Here is a 19552-nt window from a genome sequence, read left to right as displayed (position 1 = left end):
CGCTTTATGGCGGTATTTTTTTATATTCACACGGCGAACTTTTGTATGATGCGTTCGACCGTTTTCCAGGTGCGCGTTGTTATCTGTTTGCCATATGCTTTCTCGGCCTTTGCCATAAAATCGGGCGTTTTGGCAGTCGAGGTATCGATAACGCTACATATTTCACGATCCGATACGCTCAAAATCGAAAAACCTCGCCCCTCTAGTGACTGGTGGCCTATAGGTGCCGCTTTTAAAAACGTCACGTTCAGCGATGTCTTTAGGCTGTGTTCGTATCCCGCAAACGGATTTGTCGCCACAAGCTCTTGCAGCTCAGTCAAGCTCCGCACAATTGTCGTGCTAGTAAAGCCCAGCTTTTCTGGCAGTGCATGTTCAATTATCGATTCGAGTTTCGTAGCATCTTTTTCATTCGCCTCGAACAGCACATTGCCACTTGAAATCACTGTCTTTACACCAGTAAAACCAAGATCCTCAAACAAGCCTCGCAGTTTTTCGTTGCGCATATTAGGATTCATAGGGGCTATCCCCCTCAGTAACGCAACGTACTTAGCCATTTTTTCTTTCTAGTAGGCCACGCTTTTTTACGATGTTTTTATAGTCCCACTGAATAGCAATCGACTTCTTCAGGTAGCGTTTTAAGGCGCTCTCATCAATATCGCCAGCCTGTACATAACGAACTTCAGCAGCTTTAAAACTTCCTTCGGGGGCAAGACCTGGCTCATCAAACGATTGGCCGCTCCAAAAAAGAAGTCGCACATCGCCCTTAAGTTTGCTATAGCCGACAATCGGATTGCCATCTAAAAACCAAACAGGGTGACCATGCCAAACCTTACTTTCTGACTTTGGTAAGTTACTGCTGATTATTTCGTGCAGCTTGTCGCAAATACGCTTATCTTCGCTGGCCTGCTTATCGTGATACGCCTGAATATCTTTGTTCATATGTTTACTATAACATCAGGAGATCCTATCAACCACTGAACTAGAATCCAGTAATCGCCCTCTCCCTAGGTGAAGAACACAGAAACCCCATGCCACATCCCAGAGATTCATGATAATAGAAATTGTCAGACTCGATAGCTATATAATGCTTTGACTTGTCAACCTCCTCAGGAGAGAATGAACGCTCAGAGAATGTAACAAGTTCACGATCTAACAAGATAGGACCCCTTGTGGTGAATGAATTCTGCGTTGGTTTTGGAACTCGACAATTGTATTGTGCCTGTTGCGCAGAGTCAACCTGCCAATTTAAGTATGAGAGCGAGCTGTCAGAGCCCTGCTCATACACTACGTCGCAGGCTTTCTTATTCAGAGCATCATAGGGCGTTCCCGAAATCCGTCCCTTTTTTAGTTTTTCATCTACATCGCGCCGGTCAAGTAGCGTACTGAATAAATCAACATAACGGATATAACAATCCTGATACCAATTGCTAGCTACCCAGCCCTGGTCTGAATGCGTAACATAACATACGTCAAGCTTCGAAGAGTAGTCAGGAGTTGATGATGATAGTACGCCAGCTTTTACAAGGGCAGAAATCTGCAAACCGCGTGATTCATCAAACAACATTTCACTTTCATTCTTAGATTTAAGAACTTTCGCTTTAATATTGGAGTCGTGAATCGCATTGTTGATAAATGCCACACAAATAATGGCCGCGACCAAAGCCACCGCGGCGGCAACAGACTTACGAGTGATCAATTGATTCTTGCCTTTTCTCTTTTTAGTCATACTGCCGTAACTATATCAGAATTCACAGGATTCAACCTACCACCCCAACTTAAACTAATCGTCTCAGCCTTCGACCAGAACCTCAAATCCGCCATATGCCATTTTGCTCATTTCAAAAGGTGACACGAAGTCACTACCGTCGCTATATGCTTCGTCCATCTCTTCCATCACCTTTTTGTTTACTTCGTCGCGGTGTTCCCTAGATTCAAAAACGATAAACGAGAACCATACGTCATCACTATCTTGCGAACCAGTCATTTCGATAAAAGAACGTGATTTATCTGGACCCATCTCTTGCGGCTTCAGATCCTCACTTTTGCATTCAAAATACTGGAGCGCGCCGTGCTTCATCCACGAATCTCGCCCCTCTTCTGCCATTTTTCGATATTCTTCCGTTTTGTCCTTTGGGACAACCAATACAAAACCATCAACATATTTAGACATTTCAAATCCTTTCAAGCATTAGTACTATTCACTACTAAGTTTAGCATTATGCGTAAATTTATAAACTTGGCAGGTACTTCAAATAGATTCCGACGGCTTTCAAATGCTACACTTAATCTATGAGCGAAATACTTGATATAGTAAACGACAATGATGAAATCATAGGACAGGCCGAACGCGACGAAGTTCATCGCGTAGGGCTCGTTTGCCGCCTTGTATACGTATGTTTTTATACGGCAGATGGGAAAGTGATTCTTCAAAAGCGAAGTGACACGAAAAAGAATGACCCAGGCAAATTAACGACGACGGTGAGCGGCCATGTTGCAAGTGGCCAAGACTACCTAGAGACGGCGGTCAGAGAAACCGTTGAAGAATCTGGCGTAAAAATTGGAGCAGGCGATTTAACAAGTTTAGGTGTCGTAAGAGCAGACTACGTGCAAGGGACGTACCTAAGTAACGCTATGCGAGGACTATTTGCTTATAAATTCGAGGGTAACTCCGCCGATCTTACGGTTGAAGATGGTGATGGGGCAGGCTTTACCGTACTATCCATCGAAGAGCTGGAGCGACAGCTAGACTCTAGTCCCGAAAAGTTCGCTACAGTCCTAACAGACAAAGTTGGAAGAGATTTGATTCAAGGAATTAAAAAGTTACTCGACAATTAGTTTTTCACTAACTAACAAGTTCACTAGAGGGTTTACCCTAAAAGTTACATCCGTTTACCGGCGAGAGATTTTTTGAATCATTGACGCTATTAAGCCCAAAAAGGCACCGTAAACAAAATTAAAGCTTGTGGTCGCAATCAGGCCAGCGGTTAACAGCACAGCAACACTCGCCTTTTCATCGCCCAGATCAGGCGCTAACAGCTGAATAAGTACAGCCATTGCAATAGATAGAACAGCATACACAACACCACTCATCGCCAATACAACCATCGGCTTCTTAACCTTCAAGTGAATAATGACACCAATCCAAATTATCGCTATCGCTACAGTAATAAGCACGGTAGCTATCGGCGGAACGCTGTAGCCAAATATATCTCCAAATATTTTAATAATAGGCCTAATTAGCGCAAACGATCCCAGTATTAAAATAAGCCGCCAAGGAAGTTGGGTGGATTTTTGTTTTACAGTCATAGGGTTAGTATAACAAAAAAGACCTTCCAGTGACTGAAAAGTCTTCTATGGTGCGGGTACAGGGACTCTAACCCTGGACCTCATCCTTGGCAAGGATGCGCTCTAACAGCTGAGCTACACCCGCATGTGTAACTTACCTGAATGATTATACATAATAACCCCCGCTATGACAAGGGATTCTTGCTGTTCATGAAATCTTCGACAAGGGTTACGAATGCCTTTTTATCTTCGTCGGGCAAGAAGAAGTACGGGATCATAACCTCGCTTAGCCCGGGGCGGACAAATGTCATGGGCTGATCGCGCCTATGCAGTGGCTCGATAATACAAACATCTTCGGGTTTTGTGCCATGATACGACATGTCCGATGCAATGGTTGACCATAGCTGATCTTTACCTATGACCCCATTTGCACGCGCAACAGCTTGTTCTTTGATACAGCGCGAGGCATGGCTAGCAGCGCATAGTTGAATCACCTTTTCGACACCCTGCTCACGAAACATCTTTGCGCCCATTTCTAGCTCGGCCTTGGTATTTTTGATTTCGGGCATGACAACGATATTTTCGATACTCTGTTTTAGTGCCGCGACTTTGGCATCACCTGCTTTTTCTAGCAAAGGTTTTAGCGATGGAAATTCCCACAAACGGTCGAAATGATCGATAAGATATTGCTTTGAATAAGCGCCTTCGTCGAGTCCGTCGCGGTACGATGGTCCGCGGCCAATAAGAATACTTACCACCTCTTCACCCTCGCTAAGGGACAATAAAATCTTGGCAAGCATGCCGTGGTCACCCAATTTATCTTCGGCAGGCAAGCCAAACACTAGATCTTCCCAGGCAATCGTTTCTAAATGCCGGCAGTGCAGCAATATCCCTACTTTTGTCATCATATCCCCTCTCTATTAGCAAATGTCGGTCGTTCTGAGAGATCCTCCGGAACAATCATACTCGGTCATATTATACACAGAAGCATAGGCAATAACACTACCGCGTGCGCTGTAAAATTAACCTAGATACTACGCCTTAAGAATATCTGGCCTCGCATCGCCAAATCTCACAACCGGCAAATTGTATACCATATCACTCGGCGCAAGACCTGTTTTAGGGTATTCAGCCCGATAGGCTGTCATGATATCGCCAAATGCCGCGTCGCTCCAATCAAACCCTAGCTGGCCCGCCGCTGCTTTTACTACTTCTTCGCTAGCAGCTTCTATCTCTATAAATGGATCGATCCATGGCCATTCATCTATAACAACCTCGGCGTCGCCAAGCAGCCATATTTCACGGCGAGCCTCTTGGATGCTTTTGGCCTTGATATCGATAGCATCCATAAATTCGATCGCCGCTTCGTAGTCGCTTACTGAAAATTCGATTTCTTTTGCCCCAGTAAGCGACATTTCATCGTACTGCTTGTAGGTCATAGTAATACGGTGGCCTTCGTCGCGAATACGCACAAAGCCGTTCTTTTTGTTCATGGCAGCATTATCGAATACGACGCGTCGCATTACCTGCATAGGTTGTTTACATGTCGCACCGGCTTTTTCTAAGCGCCCGCGGATATCAGTTGGATCCACGTGGAGGAACTTGGCTTCGATTTCTGATTTCATACTACTAGTATACCCGACCTAACTGCAGACATCACTACGATCACCCCTTTAGTCGCGCTACAATATAGTCATATTCTTGGCGAAATAAATGAATATCACTACTCCCAAGGCTCTCAATGATAATTGGATGCTCTGTCGCCACGGCATCGATAATCTTATCTTGCCCCGTTGTACAGAGTGTCGTATGAGGCAAGGCTTCGTCCCTGAAGCCGCTAACGTGATAATGGCCTGGGTCGCCAAGCAGTTCGTAAAAATCAGACATGCGCGAAAGACTCGAATCATTCGTATACACATGATTAATATCAAACGTCCAGCGAGTCATAGGATATTCGCTTTTTATCTGTTGCATATCTTCTACCGATCCACCGAACGGCTTAAAGCGATCCATGTTTTCGAACGACGCGAGATCGCCAAAATGATCAGCTACCCATCCCCAGCTCTTCATCGTATGCGGGTGAATCGTGATAGCCATCGCATTGATCTTACCCATCAGTCCCTCGTAGTAAGCGAGGTCATCTTTATTTTCCACCGAAGAATGAATATCTGAGGAATGGATATAGCGATACTTAAATACCTTGATTAGATCCACTAGCTCCGGATCGTCGAGTATATCATGATGCGGGGTATGCAGTTCTATGGCACTACAACCAGCAGTTAACATATCGCGCAGAAGCGAAGCATAAAACTGCGTTGTATGTACTTTGGAATAAATAACAGAAAAGCCAATTGGGTTCACCTATGTATCGTAGCATTATTGCTTTCCGGCGTACAATTGGAGCAGGTCTTATTCAACACGTAAACAAAAACTCAGAAAATAAATTCTGAGTTTTTGCATTCGTTGGATAATCTTGGTGGCTCCTCCCAGACTTGAACTGGGGACACAAGGCTCTTCAGGCCTCTGCTCTACCAACTGAGCTAAAGAGCCACGGCAGCATATAAGCTGTAGTTATTCTACTAGAATTATACAGTTTTCACAAGGTTACGAGCAAAGAATCTGTAAGTTGCGGCCGATTTGCGGCAAATGCCGCCTCGATGAGTCGTTCGATGAGCTGCGAATACGAAATGCCCTGCTGACGCCAAAGCTTTGGGTACATGCTGATATTTGTAAATCCGGGAAGCGTATTCAGCTCGTTAACGTATGCCTTGCCATCTTCCGTAAGAAAGAAGTCGACACGGGCAAGCCCACGGCAGCCAAGTGCTGCGTAAACTTTACCCGCCAAGGTGCGCAACCGCTCGGAATCAGCCTCGCTAATAGCCGCAGGAATAACCACCTGCGACGTACTGTTGGCAGCGTATTTGGCATCATAGCTATAAAAGTCATCGCCCGGCGTTACCTCGCCCACGCCACTCACTTGGTGATTCGGTGGATTACCGAGTACCGAAACTTCTAGTTCTCGGCCAACTATGCCACGCTCGATCAGTACAACGTCGTCGTGTTCATGTGCAAGGCGTAGGGCGTCAGTAAGTTCCTCTTCACTACGCACCTTGCTAACGCCTACCGAACTACCGGCGCGTGCAGGCTTAACAAACATCGGGCTGCCTAGCCGGCCGCTAAGCGACGAAAAATCAGGAAGTGGCGTACCACGCCGATGCACCTCGTAGGGCGCCACCAAAACATCTTGGGTCATAAGAATTTCTTTTGTCGCGACTTTATCCATGCAAATCGCGCTGGCGGTCATGTCGCACCCCACCATAGGAACATGCAGCAATTGCGCAAGGCCTTGCACGCTGCCATCTTCGCCGTTTTTTCCATGAAGAATCGGCAGAATAACATCTGGCTTAATCACCTTGTTGCCGGGAAAAGTAACAAAACTTCCCGTACCAAGCACCGGCGCGAATTGTGGTGTACCGTGCGTATCGATTTCGGTACTGAACTTATCGAGCAGCCACCATTTGCCATGCCTATCAATAAACCCTAGAAGGACATTGTATTTAACATCATCTATTGCCGCGTAAACATTGCGTGCCGAAGACACCGAGACATTATGCTCCGACGATTCGCCACCGAAGAGTAACAGTACAGTCGTGCGTTCCATGCGGTAATTATACCACATTCTAAAGATCGACCCTAGTGGACAAAAACCTATAATTGTGATATAATGAAAATAACCTTTACCCGACCGAAGGCGATGGAATCATGGCCCGATCACGCAAAGGAGTACGCAGGTTCGTAACAGGCAGCGAGGCGGCCCGCCTCATCGTTCTGTCGGAACCCACGAAAAAGCAGGCTTCTAAAAAGGCCACGACGCCCCCGAAAGACAAGCCGGCGTCCAAGCCAGTGAAGCCCGCGGCAGACCGCGAGAAGACCTGCCCCACGTGTCACCTTCTCACACACACCCGCCTCGGACACTGTCTTCACTGCAGTGCCCCGCTTACCCCCTGAAAGGAAACCATCGTCGCTTTTATAGCGGCTCGAGAGTCTCCCTTCGGGGGGATTTCTCTTGGTAGCGTATAATAAAAGGTATGGAACGCAAGCCACTCGCCGAACGTATGCGGCCGCAAACCCTTGAAGATGTGATCGGACAATCGCATCTCCTTGCAGATGGCGAAATTTTGCGCCAAATCGTGCGTAAAAAGCAGCCGGTTAGCCTTATTTTATGGGGGCCGCCTGGCAGTGGCAAAACAACGCTTGCCCGAATTATCGCAAACGAGGTTGATGCCGAGTTTATTGAACTTTCGGCCGTCACCAGCGGTAAAAAAGACGTTGAAAAAGTAATTGTGCATGCCCGCCAAAACTGGAATTTGCAAATTCGCACAATCCTATTTGTCGATGAGATTCACCGGTTTAACAAGGCCCAGCAAGACGCGTTTTTGCCGCATGTTGAATCGGGTCTTATTACCCTCATTGGCGCTACCACTGAAAACCCGAGTTTTGAAATCATCAGCCCGCTGCTCTCGCGGAGCCGCGTATTGGTGCTTCAGCCACTTTCTAAAGACGAGATTATTACAATTCTTAAGCGGTCACTAAAAGAACTAAAAGCAACAAAAAAAGTAACACCAAAGGCGCTCGATTATTTAGCGGAGCTCTCCAGCGGCGACGCACGAGTGGCATTAGGCAACCTAGAGCTTGCGCTTTCGATGAACGAAAAGGTAACGCCCGAAATCGTAAAAGTTGCTGCCCAAAAGCGCGTGCCCGGCTACGATAAAAAGGGTGACATGCACTACAACGTTATTAGTGCTTTTATAAAAAGCATGCGCGGCAGCGACGTCGATGCCACCCTTTACTACCTGGCGCGAATGATCGACGCCGGTGAAGATCCAAAGTTTATCGCCCGTCGTATGATTATTTTTGCGTCGGAAGATATTGGCCTCGCTGGCAATGGCGCGCTAGGCCTTGCACTGAATGCTTTTCAGGCGGTAGAGCGCGTTGGCATGCCCGAGAGCAACTACATATTGTTTCATGTGGCCGCAGCACTGGCCAAGGCCGCTAAATCGCGCCAGTCCACCGACGCCATGGGGCGCGCTAAAACGCTTGCCGCACAGTATCCAGACTCGCCCGTGCCTATCCACTTGCGAAACGCCCCGACCAAACTCATGAAAGATTTAGGATACAACAAAGATTACAAATGGGAAGCCGGGTTTAAGCACGGCAAGGGGTTTTTACCCGACGAAATTGCCGACAAAAAGATCTTTTAAATACTGCAATCGATAATGATTCCCTGATGCGCCTGAAGCGTCATAGGGCCATCGATTGTTTGCGCCTGCATGGCATGAGTACTGTACAAAACCAGCCCGAAAATATCACCGTTATACGCAACTGGCTCGGCCGACATATTAAGCAGCACAAACAGCGCACCCTTTGTATCTTCGCGAAAAAACCCGTACAGCTGATCGTTTGATCCCATCCACTCTTCGTAGGTGCCAAAGCGAAGCACCGAAAGCCGGCGGAGCTTTAAAAGAGCATGGTACATGCGAAGGAACGAACCAGAATCGCCAAACTCCGTCTCGACATTCGTGAGCGAATAATTATTCGCCACCGGCAGCCATGGCTCGCCGCTCGTAAAGCCCGCATGTGGCTGTGCCGACCACTGCATTGGGGTTCGCTCGGGGTCTCGGCCAAGCCCTAGGCCTGGGGTCTGCTTTTCGAAGGGGTCATGAACGTATTCCGGCGCGATAGGTACGTTTTCCATGCCAATTTCGTCGCCGTAGTAAATAACGGGTGTGCCTGGCAGCGTTAGTTGAAGCATGCCGATAAGTTTTGCCTGTGGCCGCCCTATCCGGCTTACAAGGCGGGGGTTGTCGTGGTTTCCAAAACAGTAAAATGGGCGCTCTTCGCTACCGATATACGTTTGAAACTTATTAACAAAGCTTCTAAAATGCTTGGCGCTGTAGGGCGTACCGAATCCTTCAAAGTTAAACGGTGCGGCCACACGCGGATTAACGGCATAAAAATGCGAATACTGGCTTTTTAGATCGATCCATGGGTCGGGATAGTCCTCGAAGAGAATGATTCTATCGTCGTATTCTTCAATGACATTGCTCATCTCTTTTAGATATGCAAAGAGGTTTTCGCCATACCGGCTATATTTTTGACGCTGGGTAAAGTAAGGGTCGTCGCCTTCGGCAAAATCGGCATTAAGTGGATTGTTTTGGTATGCCGGGTCTTTTGATATCCAACGCACAGCATCGGCGCGAATACCATCGACACCCATATCAAGCCAAAATCGCAGCACGTCGCACATCGTCGCACGAACCTCTGGGTTATCCCAGTTAAGATCGGGTTGTTTTGCCAAAAAGCTGTGCAAATAATACTGGCCGCTTGCCGTATCATACTCCCACGCCGAACCACCAAAAACGCTTAACCAGTTATTTGGCGGCGAGCCATCTGCCTTGGGGTCGCGCCAGATATACCAATCGCGCTTAGCACTAGCGCGCGAGGTCTTTGATTCCTGAAACCATTCATGCTCATCTGACGTGTGGTTGGGAACGAAATCAATCATCACCTTTATATCACGGGCATGCGCCTCGCTAAGAAGCCGTTTAAAATCATCGAGCGTTCCAAACATAGGATCGACGTTTTTGTAATCGGCAACGTCGTAGCCAAAATCCGCCATAGGCGACGGGTAAAACGGCGACAGCCAAATTGCATCGATACCAAGCGTTGCGTTGCCACTTTTTATGTAATCAAGCTTTTCGATAATACCGGGCAAATCACCCGTGCCATCGCCATTTGAGTCTTTAAAACTTCGCGGATAGATCTGATAAATGCCGTTTACATGCTGCCATCGTTTCATATATTCTGCTTTGTGTTTTATACTGATTATAGTATTTAGTGTAGCATAGTTGCTACATGTGTATTTCTCTGGTCTGATGTTGCTAATACGTCGCGTGTGGTATAATAGAATGTATCTAATGAGGGTATCAACATTATGAAAATTGCAATGATGGTACGCGCGTACCTTGTATCCCCTGTGTCCAAAGATATCGCCTATTCACCAACCGGTGTTGCCGTGGCGATCGCAGAAGGATTAGCGAAGCGCGGCCACGAAGTAACATTTTTTGGACCCGAGGGAACACACCTCGCGACCAACGTTGAAACATGTAATATACGTCCGCTTGCGACCAGCGCAAGTGAACTGTTCGATCTCGTCAGTACTACCGATTTATTCCGCGACTATCTTCCCAGCCTTTACGACCAGTACATGGTGAAATCTATGTTCGAACGGGCCCGAGCTGGCGAATTTGACGTATTGTTCTTTCACCACCCGGAATCAGCCGCACCTTTTGCAAGGCTTTTTCCTGACGTACCGGTTGTTTACACCGTTCACGATTATCTAGACTCCACAAGACGTCAAGTATTCGAGATGCATAGTTCGCCAAACCAACATTATGTCTCTATCTCGAACAGCCAACGCCGCGATGCACCAGACTTCAACTACGCCGCAACGGTTTACAACGGTATCGATATCGAGAAGTTTGTTTTTCATGATAGTCACGAAGATTATTTGATGTTTGCAGGCCGAATTATTCCCGAAAAGGGTCTTCGCGAGGCGGTTCAAGTAGCCCTACAAACCGGCAAGCGACTTATTATTACCGGTAGCACGCTGCCGACATCGCAGTGGTATTTCGATGAATACGTAAAGCCGTATCTAAGTGATAAGATTTTGTACCTCGGAATGATCGACCATGCGCAAATGGTGAAGTACTATCAAAAAGCGCTGGCACTTCTTGTGCCAATTCAGTGGGAAGAGCCATTTGGCCTTACGATGGCCGAAGCAAACGCCTGCGGCACCCCCGTTATTGCATTTCGTCGAGGTTCTGTGCCAGAGGTTGTCGACGACGGTAAGACCGGATTTATCGTCGACAATACATCGGCAATGATTGAAGCTGTGGGCAAACTGAGCAAAATCAACCGCAAGGATTGTCGAAAACATGTCGAAGAGCGATTCACGCTTGATCACATGATAAACGGCTACGAAAAAGTGCTGCGCAGTATCGTAACACCACCAAAGCCAAAGACCGATACGAAAAAGATCATCCGAAGCTTAAAGTTGCTTTCCGACAAGCTTCTTATTAACTCGCCAAAGTAGTTGACGACCGGTTTATCGACGACGACAAGTTTGTTTGCTTACTTGTCGTCTTCTGCTAGTAGTGCCGCAAGAACGCCATTCGTCCAGCCGAACCCATCTTGAAGCGGATATTCGCCGCCACCACCAACGCTGCCGGGGTTAAGAACATCGTATTTCTCGACCATCTTTGCTTTGTTTTTAAAGACTTTAAGATTGGTTTTGATCCAGCGCTGTTTAATTTCATCAGCCAACTCGTGCAGACCGTAATTACGAAGCCCTTCAATCGCCATCCACTGAAGCGGCGCCCAGCCATTTGGTGAATCCCATTGCTGGCCAGTATCTTCTAGGGTCGTTACAAGGCCACCGTCTTTCAAGAAATCTTTTTCTAGCCGCGCAGCCACTGCCTCGGCCTGTTTTGTAGTGGCAATTTTTGCATACAGCGGAAACACACCGGCGAGCGTTAGGTGGCCGGTTGCCTTTTGCTTGTGGAAGTTATAATCAACAAAGAACCCTTCTTCGTCGCTCCAGCAGTATTCCTGCATGCCGCGCACTCGCCTGTCTGCTGCACCCTGAAACTTGCTGGCAAGTAGCGGCTGACGCAAAATACGGTACGTTTCAGCGATCATTTCTTCAAGAAGATACATAAGGCTGTTGAGGTCGACCGGAATAATGTCGGCCGTGTGAATAGTGCTTATGTCGTTAACGTCTTCAAACCAACGCGAACTAAAGTCCCAGCCAGATTCGGCCCCGGCACGGAGATGAAGATATAGGCGGTCGGGTTCGCGATCTGGCGCACCCACAACCGTTTCCATGTCTTCACGAAGAGATTCCGGTCGTGGTGTCGTTTTATTGTCGTAGTAGCGGTTAAGAAGTATTCCGTTGCTCATTTCGGCAACACGCGCATATGCCCGGTGCTCGTAACTATCGAGCTTGCGACGCCCTTTCATCCAAAAGCGATATTCAAGCAGCATATACGGTAAATACTCAACATATGTTCGCGTTCGGCCCTTGTGCTCGCCCAGTAGTTTTACCATCTGCGAAAAGAACGGCGGCTGGCTTCGGCTTAAAAAGTAAGTACGGTTAGCCGTAGGAATAAACCCGAACTTGCGCATCATGTAGGCGTAGTTTTTCATCATGCCCTCTACCATATCCCAGCGGTTATCGGCGGCGAGGCCTAGCATGATAAAATAGCTATCCCAGTAAAATTGCTCACTAAAACGACCGCCCGGCACAATATAGGCATACGGAAGCGCAATCAGCGAGCCGCGATCCCGACGATTCTTGCGCTCTAAGACATGCCAAAGCTCGGCAATATGCTGGCGCGGCGACATGGCGGTATCGGTGTGATATGCAGTATTGTAGTGGCCAAATTCGTAAAAATGACGCGATACGAAATCGCGCAGATCGAAGTTTGGGTCTCCCTTTGCAATAAGGTATTCCTGCTGAATTTGCTTCATGCGGCGGCGCGGAATAAGATCGACGAATGTTTTACCGTCGCCGTACACCTTGCGGTTTTGAACATCGGCGAACAACTCACCCAACGCTTCGTCGGGGCTTTTAGACGTTGGCGTAAAGCCGCCTGTGGTCAGTACGAACGTCGATTTTAATTTGTTTTCGCCAGGTATTTTCATAGTCGTTTTCTGCTAATGGTTATAGATTTTAGTATAAGGGGTATAGCATACACTTACAACCCACCCAAGATTTACGTATAGTAACAAACGCAACAAAATAACACCGCCCCGTGGTAGCGAGGCAGGTGTTATTTGAAAATCTTGTTATTGCTTGGCAGCGCGCTTGCGTTGGTTTGGATCGAGGAAACGCTTGCGAAGTCGAAGTGACTTAGGCGTTACCTCAAGTAGCTCGTCGTCTTCGATAAAGTCGATACACTGTTCAAGGCTAAGATCGGTGAATGGTGTTAGCTGAACCGTACCATCGCTTGAAGATGTACGCATGTTCGTTAGCTGTTTACCGCGGCAAACGTTAACATCCAAATCGTCACCACGAGTGTTCTGACCAACAATCATACCTTGGTAGACTGTTGTGCCTGGGCCTACGAACAGGATTCCGCGTGATTCGGCGTTATCTAGTGCGTACGCTGTTGTCGAACCGGCTTCTGTCGCAATAAGCGCGCCGCTGCGAGTTTTTTGCAAGCGAGCACCGAGTGGCTGGTAGCCGTGTGGAAGGCTGTTCATAATAACCGTTCCCTTGGTTGCCGTAAGAAGAAGGTTGCGAAGACCGATCATTGCACGAGTTGGCAAGATATAAGTTGTTCGTGATGTTCCGCTGCTGGTCTGCTCTTGCTTAACCATAGCAGCACGGCGCGTTCCTAGCTCTTGGCTAACCGCGCCGAGGAATTCTGGTGACACTTCAACCAAAAGCTCTTCAACGGGCTCTTTCGTCACGCCGTCTTCTTCGATTGTCACCACCTGCGGGCGGCCAACTTCGAATTCGTAACCTTCACGGCGAAGTGTCTCAATAAGTACTGAAAGGTGAAGCTCACCACGACCACTTACCGTAAAGCCAATACCATCCTCGGCAACACGAAGACTCACATTTGTTTCGAGTTCTTTTTTAAGACGGTCACCGATTTGACGACTTGTATTGAATTCGCCTTCTTTACCCTTTAGCGGGCTGGTGTTCGGCCCAAGGTACATGCTAAGCGTTGGAGCTTCAACGTCGATAACAGGAAGTGCCTCTGGTGTCTCTTTATCGGCAATCGTTTCACCAATATGTGCGTCACCTACACCAGTAAGCGCAACAATATCACCGGCAATCGCCATATCAACTTCTTCGCGGTTAAGACCACGGTAGCCAAAAATCTTGTCGATCTTGCCATTTACAATAGCGCCATCACGCTTGATAAGTGCAACTTGCTGGTTTTTACGAGCACTACCGCGTGAAATACGGCCAATTGCGTATTTACCAAGGAATGAATCGTACTGAAGCGCAGTAACGAGTAACTGCAGTGGCTTGTCGGCGTCCACCTGTGGTGCAGGGATATCATTCACGATCGCATCAAAAATAGGAGTAAGATCGGCGTGTTCCGATGGGTTTTCAGGAACGTTCGTCCAGGCTTTACCGTCGCGACCAATAGCGTAATAAACCGGGTAATGCAGCTGACTGTCGTCGATAGCGAGTTCCAAAAATAGGTCTGAGACTTCATCGATAACTTCGTCGATACGGCGCGAAGGCTTGTCGATTTTGTTAACGATAACCACAGGTTTAAGACCAAGCTCAAGGGCCTTTGAAAGCACAAACTTGGTTTGTGGCATAGGACCTTCTTGGGCATCGACAACCAAAAGTACACCGTCGGCCATGTTAAGCGTACGCTCAACCTCGCCAGAAAAGTCGGCGTGACCAGGGGTGTCAATAATATTAATTTTGTAATCACCGTGGTAAATAGAGGTTTGTTTGGCGGTAATAGTAATACCACGTTCGTGCTCTTGGTCACCGCTGTCCATAATAAGCGCTTGGCTCATTTCGGCCTGGTTATCACGAAAGGTGTTACTTTGCTTTAAAAGCCCATCCACCATGGTAGTCTTACCGTGGTCGACATGGGCGATGATGGCGATATTGCGAATGTGTTTTTGGTCTATCATAAAAAATAAATGCCATTAAAGGCACTCCCTTGTTATCTATTTATAGCATAAATTATCATAAAAATAAACTCTTACGCATAAGATACATCTAAAATCACTGTACAATCTAGTAAAATGATGGTAAAATAGCGCTACGAGATTGGTCATCGAGCGGAAGGAAGCACAAAAGTGAATACCTTATCCATTCTCGCAGCACCGCCCCACCTCTTCGAACCCGTCGAGGTGGACCCGTGGATGATTCAGTTCGGCCTCGCGCTGGTCGGAGTCATCCTGCTGGACATGTGGGCCGACAAGATCCCCGGCGTCAAGGGGATCAACCGCCTACCCCAGATCCTGGTTCTGGTCACGACGGCGGCTGCAGTTTCAACACTGCAGGACACCAAGCTGATCGGGAGCCTGTCTGACAGGCTCGGCGAACTCGCCAACGAACTCGGAACTGGCCTGAGCGTGACCTGGAACATCTCGGGTGTCGTCATTACTCTCGCCCTGGCCATCGGCCTGGGTCTGAAGTACATGAAGTCCGAGAAGCTGTTCTGGGACGGCCTCATCTTCGGACTGGCCATGACGGTCATGGCGACCCTGGTTCCGTGGGTGGGCGACGCGCTGGAGATCTGGAGATACTCCGTCCTGACGGGTATCAACAACGTCTTCGCGATCGTCGTCGGCTGGCTCTTCGAGCGCACCATCTCGTAACAGTCGGCCCAGCTGCGCCCGGATCCTCGGGTGTGGCTGGGCCGAAGAGCCACCTAAATAATTACTTTGCGCCCTAGGGCGTCTTTTTTATATTCAAATTGCTGCGTGCCGCGGCGTCATACATAGCGATGACGCCGCGGCGTGCAAACATCAGGTCAGCGCCGCCAAGGGCGGCGACTCTTCTTGGGCTGACCGCCGTCAAGAATCTCTGCCCTTCGGGCCTCGAACGTCTCCTCGTAGGTCTTGTCGTACACCTGCTTGAGGCTTCTCTGGTGACCCAGGGCGCCCGCGACAGCAATTGCCAGTTGACGGTCCATGAGCTGTCGGCCATGCTGGCGACGGCCTTCACGCGCTTCTTCATCGCGCGCGAATAGCTCGCCAAGAGACCGCATCTCACGCACCGCCTGCTCGATCACCGAGCCACGTTGCGCCTTGTGAACGTAGATACGATCGGTAATTCCTTCACGATCCGACACGACCGGAACCAGAATCATCCAGTTTGACTCACGAATCTCGTGAATCTCATCTGATGCAGAGTAGTTGCAGAATGCTCGTGCGAGAACCAACATGCTGTCCTCGAACGAGCCCGACATCTCCTTAGGGCCGAACATGCGGTGGATTCTACCGCCCGACAGTCGCTTGCGCGACACACTCCCACCCCAGTGCAACTCGACACTGGCGTTGATGCGGTCGACACTCCCTTCTCTTAGGACGTTCGCGTGGAAGTCCTGGAGGTCACGCAGGGTCATCAACCATGCCGCGACCACCTGAACATTCGGAGGAGCCGATTTGTGCGGCAGGTGCTCCAGCGCCCACTGCGCCGTCGCCTCCCTGGCCGCTCGTCTCGCCTCGCCCGCAATACGGCGACGCTGCAACTCAGTGAGCGTCAGCTCAACCTCCTCGGTCGTCTGGTCTTGGCCATCTTTGTCACTCTTGCCTCGTAACATTGCGCCACTCCTCGTTGCCGTCTGATGGTTGCGATCTTATTTAAAACTCGTTTTACCCATAAGTCAACTTTAAAAACAAAAAAGCTGACACTATGGCCAGCTTTTTGCCGTATTAAAATAACACCAATAATTGCTTGGTGGAGCATATCGGATTCGAACCGATGACCTCTTCCATGCCATGGAAGCGCGCTAGCCAACTGCGCCAATGCCCCGTATGTAACGTTATTATAACAAATGTACAGATTTTCGTACGCCTGGTGCGATGCGGAGTTCCCGATTGGAACCTCCATGCATCGCACCAGGCGAGTGAACAGAGAACTCAGGAGGTGATCAGGCGTCGGACGCCTGCTCCTCTCCCTCCGGGGCATTGCGCCGACGGCGACCCACCTTGTCGGTGATGGCCTTGACACGGTCGCGACCGGTAGAGGCGGCCGAGGCCAGCACGTGACGGTTGCGCGCCGCTGCGTAGCCGGCGACCAGCGCTGCCACGATGCCGAGACTCAACAGTTTCTTGTTCATCACACACTCCAGCTACTTGAACGGACGTGATCGCTAGTTATTATACCATCAAAATATTAAATCGTGTGACCAGGATCACACTTCTTACGCTAAAACTATCAGAGGAAGATACCCGTAGTCATTCCCAACAGTCGTAAGGTCTAGCGAGGCCGGCCATGATGGCATCGATCCAAAGTAGAACGCCCTACGGTGATTCGGGCGATTGTACCCTCCTCGAAACGCCCCGCCAAGAGCTGGAGGAGGCGTAGGACCAACCGTTGCATACATAGCATACGGCGGCGAGCTTGCACTATTGACTGCAATTCCTACATTCACAAATCGATCCACGCTCTGCGCCGGAACGACACTCGGTAGCGTCTTCAATATCCAGCCTTCGTTCGTCCAAAGCGTATCATCCGAGACTGTCTGCGCTACAAACATTCCCGCATCATCATAGATCGCAAAAGAATTTTCGCCTGAACCGCTCATGACAGCGGCCGTATTAAGAAGCGCGCCTACTACCGATATAGCAGCTCCAGCAGGCACGAATACGCGTGTCATATTAGATCCTAGCGTTGATATAGCGTCGAACGCTTCGATATTTCCAGATGCCGCCACAAACCCATACGCTGAAAGAGGATAAATCGACTGAGACGGAGCCGGCGGAGAAGGTGCCCATATCATGCCGGTTGCAGATGCCGAGCTAGAGGTTAGAATATCTCCATCACCCCCAACCGGCAACCGGACTGGCGTTTCACTCGCCGTACCAACAATCAAGTCACCCTTGGCGGCAACAAGAGATGTCGACATTTTTTCCGACAGTGATCCGGTAGACTTTAGCGACCCATCTGCGGCATGTTCGACACTCAAAAAATCATTGAGAATTTCGCCCCAGTCACCATCGTCACTTCCCGGTATCGGTAGTCGCGCCATACAGCCTAAGCATAGCGTACAACATGCTTGCGGTTCAAGTGGTTAAAAAATTCACCCCTTTGCGAGGTGAATCTTCCGCTGCTACGCGCCCACCCGGGGCACGGTTTGTTTTAAAACTGTTTGTTTTTACGCAAGGGGGTGCCCCCTATGCGTACCAGCTTAGGATTTATTATGCGCGCAGCTAAATGAAATTACAAGCTTATGCTAGTAGTTTCTGTAGAAACATGCTTAAATAATATATGTTCAGAAGCATACGCGAAACGAGTGTTTCCCCTTCAGGGATACTCTTTCTAAAAAAGTTCGCCGCATGGTCGATCTGACGTTACAAGTAACAAGAAAAGAGTATCCATTTTATGGCACAGCAAAATCTTTTTATCGGTAGCCTAGCTTACGCTACTAACGATGATGGTTTGAAGGCGCACTTTGCGCAAATTGGTCCCGTTGCTAGCGCACGTGTTATCACTGATCGTGATAGCGGTCGTAGCAAGGGCTTTGGTTTCGTTGAATACGAAAACGAAGCAGACAACCAAAAAGCTGTAGATCAACTCGACGGTAAAGAGCTTGACGGCCGCGCTATTAGCGTTGGTCTAGCTCGTCCAAAAGAAGACCGACCTCGTCGTGACTTCGGTGGAAACGACCGTGGTGGTGATCGCGGTGGCAACGGTGGCGGTTCATTCCGTCAGCGTAGCTGGTAGTTTTAACTACACACATAAAATACTCCGCCTTCAACAGCGGAGTATTTTATTTGGCTGAATCTTCTGGCTTGTAATAGTTTGGCAAGACAACCGTGGTAAGAATAATCGCCCAGATAACGGCAAAGCCACACATGATAGATGGAATGCCGGCGATAGTAGATGAGTCAATCACATTTGCAATAGTCGTTGGAACGATAAACGCAAGATAGCCAATAGCAAGTGCTTGCAAGGCCTGACGCTTATTAGCAGCGACCGTTTTACCCGCCTTCCATGCGTACCCTACGCCCACCATAAGCCAGCCGTAGTAGTACATAGAATAAAGTGCCGTCGCCCAAGGCGCGATCGTAAAGATAACGTAGTTACCAAGGCACGCCTGGCTTTGCATGCCGTGGCCAACAAACAAGAATATGAACGCAAATACTGCGGCGCTAGCATAGGCAGCCCCTACTAAAACTGGGCGTTTTTCACCCGCAAGCTTTGTCGCTAAATGAAATCCAAGAGGTGGCAGCAGCGTAATTGCAACGTAACCTATCCGCGCCCACATAAGACTATCCATACCCCATGCCCCTTCACACACGTTATATTCGGCTAGCTGGAACGCTGCGAGCCCAACTAAAATCATAACCGCGAGTCGTGGAATCGGCGCTACCTTGTATTTAAATAGCACGTATATTGCACAAATAATCTCAATAAAAAACGTCGCGATCATAATAGGCGGCGAAAAGCAGTAGAGTTTGTCGGTCTTAAGATAGCGCATAATGTTCCCCT

The 19552-nt window shown here is 48.7% G+C and carries 21 protein-coding genes and 3 tRNA genes; 5 read left to right on the top strand and 19 right to left on the bottom strand.

The genetic code is table 11. The features are described from left to right. Positions 1-26: 26 nt before the first annotated feature. From HZB75_01725 to HZB75_01710, 4 genes are all read right to left on the bottom strand, one after another. Positions 27-515 (bottom strand): DUF1697 domain-containing protein, encoded by a 489-nt coding sequence (locus HZB75_01725; GenBank protein QQG51204.1) that lies wholly within the window; start codon positions 513-515, stop codon positions 27-29. A 31-nt stretch (positions 516-546) separates the two neighbouring features. Continuing rightward, a complete protein-coding gene (locus tag HZB75_01720) occupies positions 547-939 on the bottom strand; it encodes a DUF1801 domain-containing protein (protein ID QQG51203.1) in 393 nt (130 codons plus the stop codon). 40 nt (positions 940-979) lie between these two features. After that, positions 980-1726, bottom strand: a complete 747-nt coding sequence (locus tag HZB75_01715; protein ID QQG51202.1) for a hypothetical protein — start codon at positions 1724-1726, stop codon at positions 980-982. Positions 1727-1789: 63 nt separating this feature from the next. Next, positions 1790-2170 (bottom strand): DUF1428 domain-containing protein, encoded by a 381-nt coding sequence (locus tag HZB75_01710; protein ID QQG51201.1) that lies wholly within the window; start codon positions 2168-2170, stop codon positions 1790-1792. A gap of 119 nt (positions 2171-2289) precedes the next feature. On the opposite strand from HZB75_01710, the gene HZB75_01705 reads away from it, so the two are divergent. Continuing rightward, entirely contained in the window at positions 2290-2835 is a 546-nt protein-coding gene (locus HZB75_01705) for an NUDIX domain-containing protein (protein ID QQG51200.1), read from the top strand. A 54-nt stretch (positions 2836-2889) separates the two neighbouring features. Here the strand turns inward: HZB75_01705 and HZB75_01700 are convergent, their stop codons facing one another. The 7 genes from HZB75_01700 to HZB75_01670 all read right to left on the bottom strand — a co-directional run bounded on the left by HZB75_01700 (position 2890) and on the right by HZB75_01670 (position 6946). Beyond that, positions 2890-3306, bottom strand: a complete 417-nt coding sequence (locus HZB75_01700; GenBank protein QQG51199.1) for a hypothetical protein — start codon at positions 3304-3306, stop codon at positions 2890-2892. A 48-nt stretch (positions 3307-3354) separates the two neighbouring features. Continuing rightward, positions 3355-3430: transfer RNA gene (locus tag HZB75_01695), tRNA-Gly, on the bottom strand. 40 nt (positions 3431-3470) lie between these two features. Then, a complete protein-coding gene (locus HZB75_01690) occupies positions 3471-4193 on the bottom strand; it encodes a hypothetical protein (protein QQG51198.1) in 723 nt (240 codons plus the stop codon). Between the two features lie 126 nt (positions 4194-4319). After that, entirely contained in the window at positions 4320-4910 is a 591-nt protein-coding gene (locus HZB75_01685; protein ID QQG51197.1) for a class IV adenylate cyclase, read from the bottom strand. A gap of 40 nt (positions 4911-4950) precedes the next feature. After that, the gene (locus HZB75_01680) at positions 4951-5499 is read right to left on the bottom strand and encodes a hypothetical protein (GenBank protein QQG51196.1); all 549 of its coding nucleotides are present in this window, start codon (positions 5497-5499) and stop codon (positions 4951-4953) included. 260 nt (positions 5500-5759) lie between these two features. Beyond that, positions 5760-5835: transfer RNA gene (locus tag HZB75_01675), tRNA-Phe, on the bottom strand. Between the two features lie 46 nt (positions 5836-5881). Next, positions 5882-6946 carry a D-alanine--D-alanine ligase gene (locus HZB75_01670; GenBank protein ID QQG51195.1) on the bottom strand — a complete coding sequence of 355 codons (1065 nt, stop codon included), beginning with the start codon at positions 6944-6946 and terminating at the stop codon, positions 5882-5884. Positions 6947-7373: 427 nt separating this feature from the next. Between HZB75_01670 and HZB75_01665 the strand changes: the two genes are divergently transcribed. Continuing rightward, positions 7374-8546, top strand: coding sequence for a replication-associated recombination protein A (locus tag HZB75_01665; GenBank protein QQG51194.1), 1173 nt, complete (start codon positions 7374-7376; stop codon positions 8544-8546). On the opposite strand, the gene HZB75_01660 is transcribed toward HZB75_01665, so the two are convergent. Continuing rightward, entirely contained in the window at positions 8543-10144 is a 1602-nt protein-coding gene (locus HZB75_01660; GenBank protein ID QQG51193.1) for an alpha-amylase, read from the bottom strand. The genes HZB75_01665 and HZB75_01660 overlap by 4 nt on opposite strands. Positions 10145-10279: 135 nt before the next feature. On the opposite strand from HZB75_01660, the gene HZB75_01655 reads away from it, so the two are divergent. Next, positions 10280-11440 (top strand): glycosyltransferase family 4 protein, encoded by a 1161-nt coding sequence (locus HZB75_01655; protein ID QQG51192.1) that lies wholly within the window; start codon positions 10280-10282, stop codon positions 11438-11440. Positions 11441-11478: 38 nt separating this feature from the next. On the opposite strand, the gene treF is transcribed toward HZB75_01655, so the two are convergent. Continuing rightward, positions 11479-13050, bottom strand: coding sequence for an alpha,alpha-trehalase TreF (gene treF, locus HZB75_01650; protein QQG51191.1), 1572 nt, complete (start codon positions 13048-13050; stop codon positions 11479-11481). A 144-nt stretch (positions 13051-13194) separates the two neighbouring features. Next, positions 13195-15018, bottom strand: a complete 1824-nt coding sequence (gene typA / locus HZB75_01645; protein ID QQG51190.1) for a translational GTPase TypA — start codon at positions 15016-15018, stop codon at positions 13195-13197. A gap of 168 nt (positions 15019-15186) precedes the next feature. Here typA and HZB75_01640 point away from each other — a divergent pair, with 168 nt between their 5' ends. Further along, positions 15187-15711 (top strand): hypothetical protein, encoded by a 525-nt coding sequence (locus HZB75_01640; GenBank protein ID QQG51189.1) that lies wholly within the window; start codon positions 15187-15189, stop codon positions 15709-15711. Between the two features lie 155 nt (positions 15712-15866). Here HZB75_01640 and HZB75_01635 read toward each other — a convergent pair whose 3' ends face one another. From HZB75_01635 to HZB75_01620, 4 genes are all read right to left on the bottom strand, one after another. Beyond that, complete coding sequence (locus HZB75_01635) at positions 15867-16280, bottom strand: hypothetical protein (protein QQG51188.1); 414 nt, start codon at positions 16278-16280, stop codon at positions 15867-15869. A 513-nt stretch (positions 16281-16793) separates the two neighbouring features. Beyond that, positions 16794-16870, bottom strand: a tRNA-Ala gene (locus HZB75_01630). 118 nt (positions 16871-16988) lie between these two features. Next, positions 16989-17177 (bottom strand): hypothetical protein, encoded by a 189-nt coding sequence (locus HZB75_01625; protein QQG51187.1) that lies wholly within the window; start codon positions 17175-17177, stop codon positions 16989-16991. An 84-nt stretch (positions 17178-17261) separates the two neighbouring features. Then, positions 17262-18089: a hypothetical protein gene (locus HZB75_01620; protein QQG51186.1), complete on the bottom strand. Its 828-nt coding sequence runs from the start codon at positions 18087-18089 to the stop codon at positions 17262-17264. Positions 18090-18442: 353 nt separating this feature from the next. Here HZB75_01620 and HZB75_01615 point away from each other — a divergent pair, with 353 nt between their 5' ends. After that, positions 18443-18784, top strand: a complete 342-nt coding sequence (locus tag HZB75_01615; protein QQG51185.1) for an RNA-binding protein — start codon at positions 18443-18445, stop codon at positions 18782-18784. 46 nt (positions 18785-18830) lie between these two features. Here the strand turns inward: HZB75_01615 and HZB75_01610 are convergent, their stop codons facing one another. After that, positions 18831-19541: a hypothetical protein gene (locus tag HZB75_01610; GenBank protein QQG51184.1), complete on the bottom strand. Its 711-nt coding sequence runs from the start codon at positions 19539-19541 to the stop codon at positions 18831-18833. Positions 19542-19552: the final 11 nt, after the last annotated feature.

It is taken from the genome of Candidatus Saccharibacteria bacterium (genome assembly GCA_016432585.1).
Classification (GTDB): Bacteria; Patescibacteriota; Saccharimonadia; order Saccharimonadales; family Saccharimonadaceae.
This window is presented reverse-complemented; position numbering and strand designations above follow the sequence as displayed.

Coding starts and splice junctions, on each gene's coding strand:
- HZB75_01725 (QQG51204.1), bottom strand. CDS start 515: ATGAATCCTAATATGCGCAACGAAAAACTGCGAGGCTTGTTTGAGGAT.
- HZB75_01620 (QQG51186.1), bottom strand. CDS start 18,089: ATGGCGCGACTACCGATACCGGGAAGTGACGATGGTGACTGGGGCGAA.
- HZB75_01615 (QQG51185.1), top strand. CDS start 18,443: ATGGCACAGCAAAATCTTTTTATCGGTAGCCTAGCTTACGCTACTAAC.
- HZB75_01710 (QQG51201.1), bottom strand. CDS start 2,170: ATGTCTAAATATGTTGATGGTTTTGTATTGGTTGTCCCAAAGGACAAA.
- HZB75_01670 (QQG51195.1), bottom strand. CDS start 6,946: ATGGAACGCACGACTGTACTGTTACTCTTCGGTGGCGAATCGTCGGAG.
- HZB75_01685 (QQG51197.1), bottom strand. CDS start 4,910: ATGAAATCAGAAATCGAAGCCAAGTTCCTCCACGTGGATCCAACTGAT.
- typA (QQG51190.1), bottom strand. CDS start 15,018: ATGATAGACCAAAAACACATTCGCAATATCGCCATCATCGCCCATGTC.
- treF (QQG51191.1), bottom strand. CDS start 13,050: ATGAAAATACCTGGCGAAAACAAATTAAAATCGACGTTCGTACTGACC.
- HZB75_01655 (QQG51192.1), top strand. CDS start 10,280: ATGAAAATTGCAATGATGGTACGCGCGTACCTTGTATCCCCTGTGTCC.
- HZB75_01705 (QQG51200.1), top strand. CDS start 2,290: ATGAGCGAAATACTTGATATAGTAAACGACAATGATGAAATCATAGGA.
- HZB75_01715 (QQG51202.1), bottom strand. CDS start 1,726: ATGACTAAAAAGAGAAAAGGCAAGAATCAATTGATCACTCGTAAGTCT.
- HZB75_01700 (QQG51199.1), bottom strand. CDS start 3,306: ATGACTGTAAAACAAAAATCCACCCAACTTCCTTGGCGGCTTATTTTA.
- HZB75_01610 (QQG51184.1), bottom strand. CDS start 19,541: ATGCGCTATCTTAAGACCGACAAACTCTACTGCTTTTCGCCGCCTATT.
- HZB75_01690 (QQG51198.1), bottom strand. CDS start 4,193: ATGATGACAAAAGTAGGGATATTGCTGCACTGCCGGCATTTAGAAACG.
- HZB75_01635 (QQG51188.1), bottom strand. CDS start 16,280: ATGTTGGTTCTCGCACGAGCATTCTGCAACTACTCTGCATCAGATGAG.
- HZB75_01720 (QQG51203.1), bottom strand. CDS start 939: ATGAACAAAGATATTCAGGCGTATCACGATAAGCAGGCCAGCGAAGAT.
- HZB75_01665 (QQG51194.1), top strand. CDS start 7,374: ATGGAACGCAAGCCACTCGCCGAACGTATGCGGCCGCAAACCCTTGAA.
- HZB75_01660 (QQG51193.1), bottom strand. CDS start 10,144: ATGAAACGATGGCAGCATGTAAACGGCATTTATCAGATCTATCCGCGA.
- HZB75_01625 (QQG51187.1), bottom strand. CDS start 17,177: ATGAACAAGAAACTGTTGAGTCTCGGCATCGTGGCAGCGCTGGTCGCC.